This is a genomic window from Acinetobacter sp. ABJ_C5_2, from assembly GCF_044538485.1.
GTDB classification, from domain to species: Bacteria; Pseudomonadota; Gammaproteobacteria; order Pseudomonadales; family Moraxellaceae; genus Acinetobacter; species Acinetobacter nosocomialis_A.
Genome location: NZ_JBIUCS010000003.1, coordinates 218521 through 234021 on the forward strand (window position 1 = coordinate 218521; position 15501 = coordinate 234021).

A 15501-nucleotide genomic window follows, 5' to 3' on the forward strand; every position below is an offset into this window, starting at 1 on the left:
GGTTTTAATTCAAGCACTCCTTCGGGGGTGCTTTTTTTATTTGTTTAAATTATTCAAAACTACTGCTCAATTGCGTATTTTTATTTTATCTTTTCAATACATCAAAACAAAAAGTAGAAATCCATATGTTCATTATTCGCCAATTTACAAATGCAGATCTGGATGATGTGGTCAATTTATGGGAAAGCTGTGACCTAACCCGCCCTTGGAATAACCCTGAAACGGATATTTTTAGAAAAGTTTCACAACAGGATGATTTATTTTTAGTTGCTATTAAAGATGAGCAACTGATTGGCACACTTATGGGCGGCTACGACGGCCATAGAGGCTGGATTAACTATTTGGCTGTTCATCCCCATCAACAACGCTTAGGAATCGCTACAGCGCTTGTACAACAGCTTGAGAAGCGCCTCATCGCTCGTGGTTGCCCAAAGCTTCAATTATTAGTGCGTAAAGATAATTTGAATGTGTTGAACTTTTATGAACAACTCGGTTACGACGAAGTAGAAGCTGTGTGTTTAGGCAAACGACTCATTAATGATAGTCCTCACGATTAGAGACAAGTTTTCAGTTGAGCCATTTTTAGAAAGTGAAGGCAATATTGGGGATAACCCTGTCTGCTTGTGGATAAAATGAGATTTATACACAAGTGAAGTCTTAATATTTTTTATTAAGTAAATAGGCATGAAAAAAGCCCCATACTTTAAAGTATGAGGCTTTTTCGAATATGGTGGCGAGACCCAGGATCGAACTGGGGACACACGGATTTTCAATCCGTTGCTCTACCTACTGAGCTATCACGCCGATGGCCTGTATTAAGCCGTATCTCAGAACAATAGTCAACAATTATCCTGAGTTTCTGATTTAAATGAGTATTTTTTATACTTAAAAAAAATCCCTGATGGGATCAGGGATTGAAAACACAAATAATGGTGGCGAGACCCAGGATCGAACTGGGGACACACGGATTTTCAATCCGTTGCTCTACCTACTGAGCTATCACGCCGAAGTGGGCGTATTAAACAATGTTTATAAGAAGACGTCAAGCAACTTCCGTATTTTTTGTAACAAGTGTTTAATTTTAAATCACAAGTACAGTAAAAATAGGATTTTAGCTATGTAATTTACCAATATGCGCTAAGCAGCGATGAATAGCACCACAGCCTGGCTCAAAAATTTTAACGCCTTTTGATTCTTCTATACGACAAGCTTCTTCTACCAAGCGCTCAGCTACCCCACGACCACGGTTCGCAGGGTGCACCACAATATATTCAAGTACCTTGCTTTCGCCTTGTCCTGAACACCAGATTGCACCTATAATTTTGGTGTTAAATTCGGCAGTGTATAGCGTGGTATACTGCTGTAAATCTTGTTCAAGTTGTTCAATCGCATCGTGCCCGTCACCAAACTCCGGACTTGTATCATACAGTCGCTCAAGCTGATCGCGGATCTCTGAATTATCCAGAGAACTATAAGCATGTACGGTAATAGGCATTGATTAACCCTCCTGAGCAAACTATGATGCTGTCACGAATTCGTCACAGCGAAATTATCGTTAACATCCAATCATTTTTGACGTTTTTTGAGGAACGTGTCCATGACGCAACGTATCAGTGAAGTGGTTAGAAATACCAATGAAACCAAAATTCGAGTTCGTTTAAATCTCGATGGTACTGGTCAAGGCACACTAAACACCGGAGTTCCATTTTTAGACCATATGATTGATCAAATCAAGCGACATGGCTTATTTGATATCGATATTCATTGTGATGGAGACCTCGAGATTGACGATCATCATACCGTAGAGGACTGCGGTATCACGCTTGGACAGGCTTTTGCACAAGCTTTAGGTGATAAAAAAGGTTTACGTCGTTATGGTCATTTTTATGCACCATTAGACGAAGCTTTATCTCGTGTCGTTGTAGATTTATCTGGTCGTCCAGGTTTATTTATGGATATTCCATTTACTCGCGCACGTATCGGTACATTTGATGTGGATTTATTTTCCGAGTTTTTCCAAGGTTTCGTAAACCACGCGCTTATGACCTTACATATTGATAACTTGAAGGGTAAAAATAGCCACCATCAAATCGAGAGTGTATTTAAAGCACTAGCGCGTGCTTTACGTATGGCATGTGAAATTGATCCACGTGCTGAAAACACGATTGCATCGACAAAAGGTAGCCTCTAATGACACGTATCGCGTTACTTGATTATGGCATGGGCAATCTACACTCAGCTGCTAAAGCACTTGAGCATGTAGGCGCTACAGTCGATGTAACTAACGACCCCAAATTAATTGCACAAGCCGACAAAATTGTTTTCCCAGGTGTTGGGGCAATGCGTGACTGTATGCAAGGCATGCGTGAAGCAGGTATTGATGAAGTCGTACGCAACGCTGCTTTTAATAAACCTGTTCTTGCAATTTGTGTAGGCATGCAAGCGCTTCTACAAAGCTCTGAAGAAAATGGCGGTGTAGATGCACTAGGTATTTTTGACGGTGTAGTAAAACACTTCCCTCAAATGGAAGGTTTAAAAGTCCCACACATGGGCTGGAACCAAGTTCACCAAATGGATCCAAGCCATCCAATGTGGAATAACATTGAACAAGATGCTCGCTTCTACTTTGTACACAGCTACTATGTTGAACCTAAAGATGAAAACCTTGTGGCTGCAACATGCGAATATGGCGTGAACTTCTGTACGGCAATTCACAAAGATAATTTATTTGCGACTCAATTTCACCCAGAGAAAAGCCATACTGCGGGTTTACAGCTACTTAAAAACTTTGTGGAATGGAATATTTAATTTCACGAAAGCTTTAAACAGATCAGGTCTAGATGGCCTGATCTTTTTTTTTATTTATAATAACTACTAATCATTTATAGAATGATATTTTATTCAACAAAATATTGAATATTCATACTTTTAAATAAAACCAAATGATCAGGATAAACACAATGAATTCACCTTTTGAAAATCAGCCACTTCAGCAAGATTCGCCCTTTAAGGCAAATGGGCGTTTTGGACGACTCTCTTACGCTGCTTGGACCTTCCTATTTACACTAACCCTCGCTGCTGTTGTTCTACTTATTATTTTTACTTTCGGACTTACACAAAATGAGGGCGCTCCAGGCTTTACTGCGCCGGGCTTAGTCTCGATTGCCATTCTCTATATCATCGGTATTTATATTAGCTTCGTATTTACCATCCGCCGTTTGCATGATCGCAATAATACAGGGTGGCTATCTTTACTCATGCTCGTACCAATCGTGAATATTGGCCTTGCCATTTATTTATTCTGTGCAAAAGGAACAGAAGGTCCTAATGATTATGGACCGAAGCGTCCAACGCCAAGCTGGGAACGTGTTTTAGGCTGGATTTATATTGCACTTATTCCGCTTGCAGTAGTTTTTGCTATTGTTGCCACAATGATGGCTCCTACCTATGAAGGTTATATTGAAAAAAGCGAAAGCGTTGTCATTGGTACACCGTCTCAGTCTCAATAATTTTTAAAGTCGCGTATAAAGCCTAGTTCTCTAGGCTTTATTCATATATAAAGCTAATAGCTCAATTTATTTGTACGCTGTTAAATATGTCCGAAGTCCCTTCCCTCCTTGATAAAGCCTCTATTCAGCAGCTTCCACCTTTTAAAAATCTTAACCACCAAAATATTGTGGTGATTGAAAATACTGAGCAATGCAAAACTATTGAAGAAGAATTAAAAGCAACGATCTTTTTAGGATTTGATTCGGAATCTAAACCGACATTTCGGGTGGGTGAAGTTTCGACAGGTCCACATCTGATTCAGCTTGCCGCTGAACATAAAGTCTATTTATTTCATGTCAATTCATCGACTTTAAAATTTTTGCAGCCTATTTTGTCCAATCCAAAACAACTTAAAGTCGGTTTTGGCCTTAAAAATGATAAGCATATTTTTCACAAAAAAGGCATAGAGCTTGAAAGCTGCATTGACCTTGCTAAAGGTTTTAGTCACTTTGGTTTTACCCAGCAAATGGGTGTACAAAAAGCTGTAGCACTGTTGTTTGGACAGTATCTTTCGAAGTCAAAGAAAATCGGAACATCAAATTGGGCACAAAAGCCACTTAACTCACAACAAATCAGTTATGCCGCTGCCGATGCTTATGCAGCTCTACTGGTATTTTTAGAGCTTCGTAAACAAAACCTATTACCGACTCACATTTCACAAACGATTCAAACCGCACTTCACGCGTAAAGTTATAAAAGTCTTTTCTAAGGCTTAGCGATTGATCAATACTTTGCTAAGATGTGCACAATTTCATAAACATGATGAAGCAAGGAGCGAAAGCATGCTAATCATTCCAGCAATTGACCTGAAAGATGGTAAATGTGTGCGTTTAAAACAAGGGCGTATGGAAGACGATACCGTTTTCTCTGACGATCCAGTTGCAACTGCCCAGCATTGGGTAAATGAAGGCGCACGTCGTTTACATTTGGTTGATTTGAATGGCGCTTTCGCAGGTACTCCAATTCATAAACCTGTTGTTGAAGCAATTGCTAAAGCTCAGCCAGAATTACCAATTCAAATTGGTGGTGGTATTCGCTCATTAGAAACAATTGAACACTACTTAGAAGCTGGTGTGACTTTTGTCATTATTGGTACTAAAGCAGTTCAAGAGCCTGAATTTGTAGAAGAAGCTTGTAAGCGCTTTGCTGGCCACATCATTGTTGGTATTGATGCCATGAATGGTATGGTTGCAACTGACGGCTGGGCAAACGTTACTGATGTTAAAGCAACTGATTTAGCAAAACGTTTTGCAGATGCAGGCGTGTCTAGCATTGTTTATACAGACATTGCGCGTGACGGCATGATGCAAGGGGTAAACGTTGAGCAGACTGTAAACTTGGCTCAATACTCAGGCTTACCAGTGATTGCTTCAGGTGGCGTAACTAACCTTGATGACGTTCGTAACTTAAAAGGCAAACCGGGCATTTTAGGTGCAATCACAGGTCGTGCAATTTATGAAGGTACTTTAAACCTTCGTGAAGCTCAGCTTCTGTTAGATGAAAACCGTCTTTAATTTTTAAGATGTAAAAAAAGAGCCTGTTTAGGCTCTTTTTTATTGCTGATATGACAAATACATTCCTAATCAATACACCACATTACGAATAAACTTAAGTACTTGGTTACCACTATTGATATAGGTGTAAGTCACTGAACTAGCATATATAAATGAAGAACCAGCAACGATAGTTTTTGAGCTATCCGCAAATTGTATGGTCAACTCACCTTCTAATACATAAATAAGCTCTTGCCATCCTTCCGGGTCTGCTTCAGCAACATAAGACTCCCCTACTGCTAACGACCATGTCCAAAGCTCAACTTGCGAACGCGATGGAACTGAAGTCAAAAAAGTCGCTCTGCTTTCTTCTTTTTCACCCTGCCAAGCAAGTACATTAACCAAGGCTTGTTCTTTATGCTCGGGTGCGCTCACAATCGTTCTAAAGTCTACCCCCAACACTGCCGCAATTGCGTCGAGTTTAGCTAGGCTGATATTGACTTGTCCTGTTTCTAAAGCAGCAATCGTTCGTCTACTAACACCCGCCTGATCTGCCAAGTCCTGTTGGCTTAAACCTCGCTCATCTCTTAATGAACGGATATTTGTGCCGACATGCTGTAAAACGGTACTCGACTGGCTCATAGAATAGGTTAGTAAAGAAAATTTGAGCAATATATTGCACAAAATGGAAGAATAGCGCAACATGTGCAGTATATTGCACAATTTATTCTAAATTTGAGTATGTCACCAATTTCTTTGAGTTCAAGCAAAGCCCTCCAGTTAGCACTCGTTTTGATTACTATGATTTGGGGCGGAACATTTCTTACAGTGCAATATGCACTGAATTTTACATCGCCTATGTTTTTTGTAGGCTGCCGCTTTGCTGTAGCAGCACTAACGTTATTGCTTATTTCATTCAAGAGTATGAAAGGCGTTACGTTAAAAGACTTAGGTGCTGGTACTGCAATTGGTGTAGTCATTGTAGGCGGTTATGGAACTCAAACAATTGGTCTGCAAACTATTCCGAGTAGTGAGTCGGCTTTTTTAACGGCGCTTTATGTTCCACTTGTTCCTATTTTAATGTGGCTCATCTTTAGAAAGACACCACATGTCATGACTTGGGTAGGAGCAGCTTTGGCTTTTGCTGGTCTTGTTTTATTAACAGGTAATGGTTTTGAGCAAATCTCTTTAAATTTTGGACAACTTTTAACAGTACTTGGCTCAGTTGCAATTGCTTTAGAAATTATTTTTATTAGCTACTTTGCTGGAAAGGTAAATTTACGCCGTGTGACCATTATCCAACTTGCTGTCGCGTCTCTACTTTCGTTTGCCGTTATGCCTGTGGTGGGCGAACATACGATTCCGGCATTTTCATGGCCGCTTGTACTTACAGCTGTTACATTAGGTTTAGCAAGCGCACTGATTCAATTTGTGATGAACTGGGCTCAGCGTATGGTTGATCCTTCACGTGCTGCGATTATTTATGCAGGAGAACCTGTTTGGGCAGGAATTATTGGTCGAATTGCGGGTGAGCGTTTACCAGTTATTGCTCTTTTGGGTGGTGCTTTAGTGGTATTAGGTGTTTTAGTGAGTGAGTTAAAACTTAAGTTGCCAATTAAAAAAACTAAAAGAATTCGAGAATAAAAAAGAGAGCTTAATGCTCTCTTTTTTATCTATTATTTTTTCTTCAATGAAATACAAGGCTGGTAGTACTCAACCGTAGGCATGGGATCATAGAATGGATGGAGCAATGCCTTCCATTCCTGATAAGCCTCAGACTTTCTAAACCCTTCGGTATGATGCTCAATCTCATCCCAAGAGATCATTAGAATATAATGATGTGGGTCAGTTGCATGCTTAATGAGTTGGACAGCATTGAAGCCCTCCATTGGAGAAACAATATGTTTCGCCTGCTCAAAAGCCTCAAGAAATGCTTCACTTTGCCCAGACTTTATACTCAAATGCACATGTTCAATAATCATGATTTATTGATACATCGGACGGTTATCATTTAAAGCAATCAATCCACGAATGGCACGATATACAATCCAGATCCATGCCGCTGTAATCACGCCTACACAGAATACAGTCGAAGAGATCGCAACGCCTGCAAATAAATCGGTATTTTCACCTGTAAAGAACAAGAAAATAAATGGTAAAAAGGCAATAATATTCCAAGCGAGATACCACCAGAATGTTCTGATTTGCCATGTAAAGTGGCTCGCAAAAATTGAACCTTGTACATCGGAACGTTTTACGTAGTTAATAATTAAAGCAATAACCGCAAGTAAGCCGCCTGTAAAAATGGCAACAATATAAAGTACATATAAAATAAGTGTTAAAGTACGATTTGGATCTTGGTCGATAGAACTATTCATTTTTATACCTCTCAAGTGTAATAAAACAATTTACTTTTATAAGCCCCGCAGAACATTTAAGGGAGAAATTAGCCACAAAATCAAAAGTAAATGAAAGAATATGGTACAAAAATAAATCTTACGGAATGGTTGTTTTTGTGTTTTATGTCTCAGTTTTTGTTGTGCCCACCATGCAGCAGGCCAGCCTCCTAAAAAACTTACAATGTGTAAAGTTTGTTCAGGCACACGGCGATTGCCTAGTTGTGCAGCCTCTTTATCTTGTGAATATAGCCAATAACTTAAGGCATTCATCATTAAAACAAACAACAAAGTATAGGCTGGTAAAGTATGAATGAAACTCATAATGCCCATTAAAACAAAATAAAATACGATCCCCATTTGCATGGCAGACCATGGTTTTGCCTGAAATGAAGATTCTGTTTTTGCTGACTTTGAAGCTTTACGCGTTTGTGATGCTTTTAAATAGGTGACCTGCTGGGCACGGAAGCGACCTCGCTCATCTAAAATGACCAAATACTCTAGTGCACAACCAATAATTGGCCGAGGTCCGGGGCGTGCAAAATCTTTGATATGCAAAAAGACTCGCTCTTTTTCAGCATCGTCCGGCTGAATAAAGCCATAACCTTTTTCGTCGAACCATTCGACTAAACGCCCCTGATCTCGCATCTTTATTCCTTTTATGCTTTTACATGACTTAAACGGTCTTGCATCATTGTTCGCATTTCTTGCGGGTCTTTTTGCAAAATGTCGTCGCCAGTACGTCCTTCTTCTTTATTTTTTTGAGCAACTTGCAAGCGCATTGACCAAAAACGGCATGCTGCCATTGCTAAGAATACATCTAAACACTCAAGTTCATCTGAAGTAAGCACACGAACTTTTTGGTATGCCGCTAAGTAAGCTGCCACTTTGTCTGAGTTTAAATGTGCTTCTGGATATTCGGTACAAAAATCATTGATGGTAATCGCAATATCAAACAGCAACTCATCTTGATTTAACTCGTAAAAATCTAAAATACCTTGTAATTGCTCACCTTCAAACAGCGTATTGTCACGGAACAAATCAGAGTGAATAAAACCTGTTGGTCGATTTGAATACTGCGCTGTTTTAGCATTAAAAGCTTGATAGACCTGCTCAAGTAAAGCTTGATCATCTTTAGACATATTTGGCTTAAGCTGTTCTGCAACACCTGTCCAGTATTGATGATCGCGTCGATATTCACGCTCAAGCGGAAAGTCTTGTAAAGCCACATGCAGTTTCGCCTGTGCGTCTGCAATTGCGGCAACTTGCGCTACTGTGGTTTGCATGGGATGGTCACCCATGAGACGTGGTGCAATCTGTGCAGGTTTATCTGCAATCACGTGAACCGCTTGTCCACTGTGTTTTAACGGTACAGCAACAGGTACATCATGAGTGCCCAATTGTTCAAGTACAGGAATAAGTTCGCCTGCCCCTTGTGCATCTAACTCTTCAAACACGGTGAGTACATACTGTTTGCGGTTTACATCAACCAAAAAATAATTGGTGTTTTGAATACCTCCCTGAATTGGGTTCAGCTCCAACACCTCTAATCCATAAGGTGCAGCAAAGGTGCGAACTTCATCTAAACTCAACGGGGTATAAACCGACATGGAAAACCTGCAAAAAACATCTGTGAAGTTTGATAGAATACCTCTTCCCTCCATGAAGGTGTAGCGCCTGTGTAGGAACTTTCACCAACGGCGATTATTTTTGGAAAAAGCTATGCTTGCTAAACGTATTATTCCTTGCCTAGACGTTGATAACGGACGCGTAGTTAAAGGCGTTCAATTCCTCGATATTCGTGATGCGGGCGACCCTGTTGAAGTGGCACGTCGCTATAACGAACAAGGTGCAGACGAAATTACTTTCTTAGACATTACCGCTACACATCATGGACGCGACACTACTTACCGTACTGTTGAACGTATGGCCGAGACTGTATTTGTGCCATTAACTGTTGGTGGTGGTGTACGTAAGGTTGAAGATATTCGTGCGTTATTAAATGCAGGTGCAGACAAAGTGAGTATTAACTCGGCTGCCGTATTTAACCCTGAATTTGTTCAAGAAGCTTCTCAACACTTTGGCGCACAATGTATTGTGGTTGCGATTGATGCCAAAAAAACTGGTGATAACAAATGGGAAATCTTTACTCACGGTGGTCGTAAACCAACGGGTATTGATGCCATTGAATGGGCTGTGAAAATGGCTGACTACGGTGCGGGTGAGTTACTCATTACCAGTATGGATGCCGACGGTACTAAAGCAGGTTACGATATTGCCTTAATGCGTGCCATTAATGACCGCGTGACCATTCCAACGATTGCTTCGGGTGGTGTGGGCAACTTACAACATCTTGCAGACGGTATTTTACAAGGTGGTGCAGATGCGGTATTGGCTGCAAGTATTTTCCACTTTGGCCAATATACGATTCCAGAGGCTAAACAATATTTAGCTGAACAAGGCATCGAAATGCGCTTATAAGCTTATTGATATTTAAAGGGGCAATATGCCCCTTAATTTTTTATGCAGCGCCATCGACCGAATTTAAGTCGTTAACCAGTTGAGGTTTTTCTTTTTTCTCGACCCATTTTGCAGGAAAGATTTTCTCTACTGCTTGAGACAGTGGTCTAGCAAGCGCAGTAGGTAACCGTATACCCAAAGGGTTTTGTTCTTTTAAATCTGCCGAAGACACCACGCGTGTTCCCATCACATAATCAAACCAAGGCTTAGTCACACACCAATTGGCGTCTTGATTAGAGTTCATGTGGTGGTCGTAGTGCCACGGAATTTTACGCTTTGCCCAGTCGGGCTCTAAATGCGCACGGCGATGAATATAATAATAATTTCCTGCACTGTACCAAGCTGCGAGAGCCATACCTTTTGAAAACGGGTAAAAAATTGCACTTGAGACTGTTGCCACGACTGCCAGTGAAATTAACTCATTTTTAGTTCGCCAGTTTCCAACACCTTCCACATAGCAATCATCATGAAATTGCTGTTTACGGACTTCACGATGGTGTGCCCAATGTGACTCCATGCTTCTTGGCACTGGGCTATAGCGCGGTTGTCCAGAACGGTGTACCCCATGTAAAATATATTTGTGTGCCACCCATTCAAATGCATTTGCAACCGCAATTCCGGCAATAAAACCTTTTAACATCACCTAACTCCTTTTTCTTTTTATTGAGCATATAAAATTCGTTATGCTAGGTATTGACCAGAATTTATGGTTTCATTGACAAATCACGACAAGAAAGAGGTGGTCACGGATGCCACAACTAAAAAATTATACAGGCTCGGTGTATGGAGGACTGGGACATCTATTAAAAGCTTATTGTGAAGCCAACCAGTTAACTATTCCTGAGCAATTAGAACAAATTCAAAATCTGGAACGCTTTGACTATGTGGTTTGGCGTGACTTGTTAGAAGTGATTTATAAACTGGACCCTAAGCCGGGATTAGGCCTAGAAATTGCCAAATATGTGCAACCCAAACACTTAGGAATTATTGCTTATCTAGCGCTCTCTTGCGATAACCTAGGTGAAGCCTTAATTCGCTATCATGACTTTCACCGTCTGATTTATGACGGTAGCCCATTAGTGGTTGAGCTATATGAACAATATGCTTCTATTCGCTGGGAGGCGACTGAACTACACCCTACTCAGCTTACTGATGAAATCGCAATTGCCCTGGTAATTCAATTCTTACGTCTTTTTATGTCTCATGAAGATGTACATGTACATGAGGTACATTTCTTAAATACTGCCCCTAAAAATATCAGGGTTTATGAACAATATTTTCAATGTCCTGTTCGTTTTAGCCAGCCGCGTACAGAGTTACTTATTCCAATTACCGAAATTCATAAACCACTTAGCAGCGCTGACCACACTCTACAACAGTTATTGGTTCAGCAAGCCCAAGCACTGTTAGAACAATTACCAAATTCGACTCAACTCGATCAGCGTTTACAGCACTCCATTTTAACTGGCTTACAAAAGAATCAATATCACATTGAATATATTGCTGCTCAATTAGGCCTATCTGTTCGCCAACTCCAACGCCATTTACAACAGCAAAACACCACCTTTCAGGAACGCGTGCAACAAGTGCGCTTTATGCTCGCAACCGAGTATCTAAAAGACCCGCATTTAAGCTTGCAAGAGATTGCACTTTTACTGTGTTACTCAGAACAAAGTGCTTTTCAAAGAGCATTTAAACATTGGACCAATCAAACACCCCAACAATGGCGAGTTCAATTTTTAGACAAAGAATAACCAACCAAAACTTACAAATCTTTTCTTGATTAAAACAACACTGAAAACAAAAATTTCATATAGTCACATGCTTAATTTTTTGTGACATATTTCACATTAATTAAAAAATAGATCAATAGATGAGTAATCACAATGAATAAATATTTTGCTGAATTCTTAGGTACGTTTTGGCTAGTCTTTGGTGGTTGTGGTAGCGCAGTGTTAGCCGCAGCTTTCCCTGAACTTGGTATTGGCTTTGCAGGTGTAGCCCTTGCCTTTGGTTTAACCGTACTCACTGGTGCTTATGCTCTCGGGCATATCTCTGGTGGCCATTTTAACCCCGCGGTCAGTGTCGGTCTTTGGGTCGGCGGCCGTTTCGATATTAAAGATTTAATTCCTTATATTGTTGCACAAGTGGTTGGTGCAACTGCTGCTGCATTTGTTCTCTATATTATCGCTCAAGGTCAAGCTGGCTTTACTGGTGTGGGCGGTTTTGCTTCAAATGGTTTTGGTGATTTATCTCCAAATAAATTTGGTCTAGGTTCTGCTTTTATTATTGAAGTGGTACTTACTGCGTTCTTCTTAATCATTATTTTAGGATCAACACATGGTCGTGCACCTGCTGGTTTTGCACCTATTGCGATTGGTCTTGCATTAACGCTTATTCACTTAATCAGTATTCCAGTGACAAATACTTCGGTGAACCCTGCACGTAGTACAGGTGTTGCATTCTTTGCTCAAACTGGTGCTTTAAGTCAGTTGTGGTTGTTCTGGGTAGCGCCGATTTTAGGTGCTGTGATTGGGGCAATTATTTATAAGGGGGTTGCTGGGGATAAGGATTAACTTTACCTAGATGTAATCTACTATCGCGGAGGGTGACATGGATGTCACCTGTTGAGCAGGGGTACATGGATGTACCCTCTGATCAACAAAGCCTTTTGTTTACTTTTGGGCTTTCAAAAGTAAAAAATGTCTATACACATTCAATAAAATTCAACGTGGTATTAAAGACTGTATGGCAGCATGATCATGCTAAATATCATGTATAGCATACATAAATTATAAAAACGGATTATTCACTTCTTGTTCAGCTGGTCGTTCAATTTTCTCAGGCAATTCTTCTTTTTCCAAAGCTGCAACCACATCGTTTAAAAAGCTCTGTAGTGCCTTTGCTTGCTCTAAGCCGACTTTGTCTTTGGTAATTTGCAAATTGCCATAAATGCTCACGCAATCGACATCATTTTCTAATGTTAAATCTTCAATTGAAGAAGACTCTGTACCCTTTTCAAATGGCTTAAACATAAGTATGGTCTCGTTGTTATATCTTCACAGTGTAATACGATCAATTTAAAAAAAATCAATCAAAATTAAAAGTGCCGATAAAATTAAAAAAGCGCCCATCAAGATATTAAAATATTTCAAACGGTTGCCTTGGTTTAGCACCACTGAAAATTTATCGCCGCAAAATCCCCAAAAGAACAAACATACATAACAGGTGAAAAAATAAATAACAATAAAGACTGGTAATGCCTGCGGGTTTTCAATACTGGTAAACATGGTAATACCCGATACACAAGCCAACCATGCTTTAGGGTTCAGCCACTGTAACAAGAACCCATCTTTAAAATTGGGAATAATCATCTGTTCTACAGGAACACTGGAAATAGAAATATTTGCAGCAGAAAGAATAATTTTAATCCCGATATAGCAAACAAATAGCGTTCCACAAACTGCAAGAATTTTTAAGACAACTGGAAATTGAGTTAATACACTTTGCAGGCCAAATGCCATAAAAATCAAAAGCAAGGTAAAGCCAATGGTGGCACCTGAAATATAGGGAAGCGATCTTTTTAGACCGTGATTTAAGCTGGTCGATAAAATAACGGTATTGACGGGACCTGGAGTAATAGACATGGCAAAAGAAAAAAGAAACATCGAGGCAAACATTGTTATTGTCCTTATTTGAATAAGATGAACAGACAGATCTGTATATTCATCTTATTGTATTGAATAAGAACTGCGCAATACTTCCTACAAATACTTATTTAATGATTTGCAAGAAATAGTTCACCAAAGCTTCTACCAATTGTTTCACAATGGCTTTTCTGGTTTCTTCATCAATACTTGGAACTTTTGATTCCATAGGTTCAGAAGAAGTACTTTTCTGCTTTTTAAACTGGTCTTGTAATGCGTGAATCTGATCTGTACTTAAGTCTCGTTCACACTGGCTTTCTCCATCCCAGTGTAAATAATCTAGCTTCTGGTTTGGCTTAACTTGGCTAGATGTTAACGGCAGACGATAGACATTACGCTTTTGTTGTTCGGTGAGTTGAGGGAATAGGTTAATTCCCAGCTTTTCTTCTAAATAACAAACACTCACGACCTTAACCTGCTGCGAGTTGTTATTTGGTGCGTAGTAAGCGCCAATTGCGCCAGTTTTAGGATAATAAACAGCCTTATACACTGCGCTTGGAACGAGGACACCACGACCAATCGTTTTGAGTCGTTGACCTTCGAAAATTGGTCCCGTCACGATATAAGCATCTTGCTTTTGCTTAGTAACCACAGCGCGCGTAGCATCTTCAAGCTTACGCCAAACTTCCTGATTATTTTTAGGTGCCTGCGGAACCATATTACTGAGCGAGAAGCTATCGTACTGAGAGTCCTTAGTCGGCATATCACCATTTGGTGACATGTGCCCGCGGTCATAGCCTGAACCACGATAATCGCTTAACAGTGAACGGTGACGCTCAGGAACGCGAGTTTCTTCGTGGAAATTATCTTCACGTTTAATTTTAGTGCTTAAACGTTCTGGACTTAGATATTCAGCTGACCATAACGGCGTTTTAGACATACCCGAGTACAAGACATTGAAACCATTAAAGCACAGCGGATAACTGTCTTTTTTTAAGCTGTCTTTATTTAAAGCAGGTGGAATTTCGCGATAAAACTGGTTTAGACAAGTCGAGTTGGTGCTTAAAGGCGAAAACCACTGTGAAATTTTTTCACCGCCAAAAGCGAAGGCAAAACTTCCTGCTGCCACTCCGGCAAGTACAATTTTGCCAAAATGCTCACTTAAAGAAAAATCACCGAAGATGCCTGAACTACTTTTTTTACTAGCCATGTTTCTATCAATACCACTGTCCACACGCAGCTTAACAATCCTGCTTTTTTAAGTATATCGCTTATCTTTCAAATGGTTAAAACATGGTCATCTTTTTTGTAACTCCATTTCTTGTTCGGTAACAGTTTGTTGGCATTGTGAGGAACTTTCACTATTGAATTGGGTTAATTGCGTATCTTTCATTGAAAAGCCCTCATGCCTTATGACATGGTTAGCTCCACAAATTTGGATAAAAATATAAACGGAGTCCATTTAATGATCCATTCAAAGATTATTGGTATTGGCGTAATTGCTGGACTGTGCAGTATGGCAGCCCTAGCTGAACCTGCTGTTCAACCAGGTGAAACTTTAGAAAGTTTGTCTAAAGTAAAAGTCACTACAACCGTCAATGGGCAACCTGGCTCTATTAGTGATTTAGTGAATAGTGGGAAAGTACAACCCGTTTCTGCTCCGCCAACAGGTGCAGCCCCTACTGGTGCCCCTATTCCAGCTGATGTCCCTCCTGCTCCTCCAGCAGATGTACCACCAGCACCTCCTGCGGGCGGTGAAATGGCTGCTCCAGCGCCACAAGACCCAAATACACCACCGCCACCAGCTGACCCAAATCAGTCAGCAGACCCAATGGCAAAAGATGGCGCATTGCCAGCAGATGCACCGATGTCACAAGCTCAATAATCAGAGCCATA

General features: G+C 40.3%; 22 protein-coding genes and 2 tRNA genes. 12 read left to right on the forward strand and 12 right to left on the reverse strand.

Features of this window, described 5'->3' with window-relative positions; translation table 11 throughout:
• The first annotated feature begins 125 nt into the window (after nucleotides 1-125).
• Nucleotides 126-557 carry a GNAT family acetyltransferase gene (locus tag ACH8JV_RS06115; protein ID WP_002052234.1) on the forward strand — a complete coding sequence of 144 codons (432 nt, stop codon included), beginning with the start codon at nucleotides 126-128 and terminating at the stop codon, nucleotides 555-557.
• 171 nt (nucleotides 558-728) lie between these two features.
• Here ACH8JV_RS06115 and ACH8JV_RS06120 read toward each other — a convergent pair.
• The 3 genes from ACH8JV_RS06120 to ACH8JV_RS06130 all read right to left on the reverse strand — a co-directional run bounded on the left by ACH8JV_RS06120 (nucleotide 729) and on the right by ACH8JV_RS06130 (nucleotide 1495).
• A tRNA-Phe gene (locus ACH8JV_RS06120) sits at nucleotides 729-804 on the reverse strand.
• 126 nt (nucleotides 805-930) lie between these two features.
• Nucleotides 931-1006, reverse strand: a tRNA-Phe gene (locus ACH8JV_RS06125).
• 105 nt (nucleotides 1007-1111) lie between these two features.
• Nucleotides 1112-1495 carry a GNAT family N-acetyltransferase gene (locus ACH8JV_RS06130; protein WP_002052206.1) on the reverse strand — a complete coding sequence of 128 codons (384 nt, stop codon included), beginning with the start codon at nucleotides 1493-1495 and terminating at the stop codon, nucleotides 1112-1114.
• Between the two features lie 102 nt (nucleotides 1496-1597).
• Here ACH8JV_RS06130 and hisB point away from each other — a divergent pair, with 102 nt between their 5' ends.
• From hisB to hisA, 5 genes are all read left to right on the forward strand, one after another.
• The gene (hisB, locus tag ACH8JV_RS06135; RefSeq protein ID WP_000194096.1) at nucleotides 1598-2191 is read left to right on the forward strand and encodes an imidazoleglycerol-phosphate dehydratase HisB; all 594 of its coding nucleotides are present in this window, start codon (nucleotides 1598-1600) and stop codon (nucleotides 2189-2191) included.
• Complete coding sequence (gene hisH / locus ACH8JV_RS06140; RefSeq protein WP_396520182.1) at nucleotides 2191-2808, forward strand: imidazole glycerol phosphate synthase subunit HisH; 618 nt, start codon at nucleotides 2191-2193, stop codon at nucleotides 2806-2808. Before hisB ends, hisH begins: the two co-directional genes overlap by 1 nt.
• A 152-nt stretch (nucleotides 2809-2960) precedes the next feature.
• A complete protein-coding gene (locus ACH8JV_RS06145; RefSeq protein ID WP_396520184.1) occupies nucleotides 2961-3509 on the forward strand; it encodes a DUF805 domain-containing protein in 549 nt (182 codons plus the stop codon).
• Between the two features lie 86 nt (nucleotides 3510-3595).
• Nucleotides 3596-4237 carry a 3'-5' exonuclease gene (locus tag ACH8JV_RS06150; protein WP_396520186.1) on the forward strand — a complete coding sequence of 214 codons (642 nt, stop codon included), beginning with the start codon at nucleotides 3596-3598 and terminating at the stop codon, nucleotides 4235-4237.
• A 94-nt stretch (nucleotides 4238-4331) separates the two neighbouring features.
• Complete coding sequence (gene hisA, locus ACH8JV_RS06155; protein WP_002052186.1) at nucleotides 4332-5063, forward strand: 1-(5-phosphoribosyl)-5-[(5-phosphoribosylamino)methylideneamino]imidazole-4-carboxamide isomerase; 732 nt, start codon at nucleotides 4332-4334, stop codon at nucleotides 5061-5063.
• 69 nt (nucleotides 5064-5132) lie between these two features.
• Here the strand turns inward: hisA and ACH8JV_RS06160 are convergent, their stop codons facing one another.
• Complete coding sequence (locus tag ACH8JV_RS06160; protein WP_396520188.1) at nucleotides 5133-5684, reverse strand: helix-turn-helix domain-containing protein; 552 nt, start codon at nucleotides 5682-5684, stop codon at nucleotides 5133-5135.
• 99 nt (nucleotides 5685-5783) lie between these two features.
• On the opposite strand from ACH8JV_RS06160, the gene ACH8JV_RS06165 reads away from it, so the two are divergent.
• On the forward strand, nucleotides 5784-6686 hold the full coding sequence (locus ACH8JV_RS06165; protein ID WP_396520190.1) for a DMT family transporter: 903 nt from the start codon (nucleotides 5784-5786) through the stop codon (nucleotides 6684-6686).
• Nucleotides 6687-6718: 32 nt separating this feature from the next.
• Here ACH8JV_RS06165 and ACH8JV_RS06170 read toward each other — a convergent pair whose 3' ends face one another.
• The 4 genes from ACH8JV_RS06170 to ACH8JV_RS06185 are packed head-to-tail and all read right to left on the reverse strand — an operon-like array spanning nucleotide 6719 to nucleotide 9048.
• Nucleotides 6719-7024 (reverse strand): antibiotic biosynthesis monooxygenase family protein, encoded by a 306-nt coding sequence (locus ACH8JV_RS06170; RefSeq protein ID WP_396520192.1) that lies wholly within the window; start codon nucleotides 7022-7024, stop codon nucleotides 6719-6721.
• 3 nt (nucleotides 7025-7027) lie between these two features.
• Nucleotides 7028-7420: a hypothetical protein gene (locus ACH8JV_RS06175; protein ID WP_348910425.1), complete on the reverse strand. Its 393-nt coding sequence runs from the start codon at nucleotides 7418-7420 to the stop codon at nucleotides 7028-7030.
• A 36-nt stretch (nucleotides 7421-7456) separates the two neighbouring features.
• Nucleotides 7457-8086, reverse strand: a complete 630-nt coding sequence (locus ACH8JV_RS06180; RefSeq protein ID WP_396520194.1) for a DUF1294 domain-containing protein — start codon at nucleotides 8084-8086, stop codon at nucleotides 7457-7459.
• An 11-nt stretch (nucleotides 8087-8097) separates the two neighbouring features.
• Nucleotides 8098-9048, reverse strand: coding sequence for a homoserine kinase (locus ACH8JV_RS06185; protein ID WP_396520196.1), 951 nt, complete (start codon nucleotides 9046-9048; stop codon nucleotides 8098-8100).
• A gap of 112 nt (nucleotides 9049-9160) precedes the next feature.
• Here ACH8JV_RS06185 and hisF point away from each other — a divergent pair, with 112 nt between their 5' ends.
• Entirely contained in the window at nucleotides 9161-9919 is a 759-nt protein-coding gene (gene hisF, locus ACH8JV_RS06190) for an imidazole glycerol phosphate synthase subunit HisF (protein WP_000880078.1), read from the forward strand.
• A gap of 40 nt (nucleotides 9920-9959) precedes the next feature.
• Here hisF and ACH8JV_RS06195 read toward each other — a convergent pair whose 3' ends face one another.
• A complete protein-coding gene (locus ACH8JV_RS06195) occupies nucleotides 9960-10598 on the reverse strand; it encodes a hypothetical protein (protein ID WP_396520198.1) in 639 nt (212 codons plus the stop codon).
• Between the two features lie 109 nt (nucleotides 10599-10707).
• Between ACH8JV_RS06195 and ACH8JV_RS06200 the strand changes: the two genes are divergently transcribed.
• The 3 genes from ACH8JV_RS06200 (at nucleotide 10708) to ACH8JV_RS06210 (ending at nucleotide 12740) form a co-directional block, all read left to right on the forward strand.
• Nucleotides 10708-11712, forward strand: coding sequence for an AraC family transcriptional regulator ligand-binding domain-containing protein (locus tag ACH8JV_RS06200; protein ID WP_396520200.1), 1005 nt, complete (start codon nucleotides 10708-10710; stop codon nucleotides 11710-11712).
• 132 nt (nucleotides 11713-11844) lie between these two features.
• Nucleotides 11845-12534 carry an aquaporin Z gene (aqpZ, locus tag ACH8JV_RS06205; protein WP_396520202.1) on the forward strand — a complete coding sequence of 230 codons (690 nt, stop codon included), beginning with the start codon at nucleotides 11845-11847 and terminating at the stop codon, nucleotides 12532-12534.
• A 41-nt stretch (nucleotides 12535-12575) separates the two neighbouring features.
• Entirely contained in the window at nucleotides 12576-12740 is a 165-nt protein-coding gene (locus ACH8JV_RS06210; protein WP_233930294.1) for a hypothetical protein, read from the forward strand.
• Nucleotides 12741-12750: 10 nt separating this feature from the next.
• On the opposite strand, the gene ACH8JV_RS06215 is transcribed toward ACH8JV_RS06210, so the two are convergent.
• From ACH8JV_RS06215 to ACH8JV_RS06225, 3 genes are all read right to left on the reverse strand, one after another.
• Nucleotides 12751-12993, reverse strand: a complete 243-nt coding sequence (locus ACH8JV_RS06215) for a hypothetical protein (RefSeq protein ID WP_000476056.1) — start codon at nucleotides 12991-12993, stop codon at nucleotides 12751-12753.
• A 45-nt stretch (nucleotides 12994-13038) separates the two neighbouring features.
• A complete protein-coding gene (locus ACH8JV_RS06220; protein ID WP_039246060.1) occupies nucleotides 13039-13638 on the reverse strand; it encodes a LysE family translocator in 600 nt (199 codons plus the stop codon).
• 94 nt (nucleotides 13639-13732) lie between these two features.
• Entirely contained in the window at nucleotides 13733-14815 is a 1083-nt protein-coding gene (locus ACH8JV_RS06225; RefSeq protein ID WP_016803782.1) for a DNA/RNA non-specific endonuclease, read from the reverse strand.
• Between the two features lie 255 nt (nucleotides 14816-15070).
• On the opposite strand from ACH8JV_RS06225, the gene ACH8JV_RS06230 reads away from it, so the two are divergent.
• Nucleotides 15071-15490 carry a hypothetical protein gene (locus ACH8JV_RS06230; protein ID WP_396520204.1) on the forward strand — a complete coding sequence of 140 codons (420 nt, stop codon included), beginning with the start codon at nucleotides 15071-15073 and terminating at the stop codon, nucleotides 15488-15490.
• Nucleotides 15491-15501: the final 11 nt, after the last annotated feature.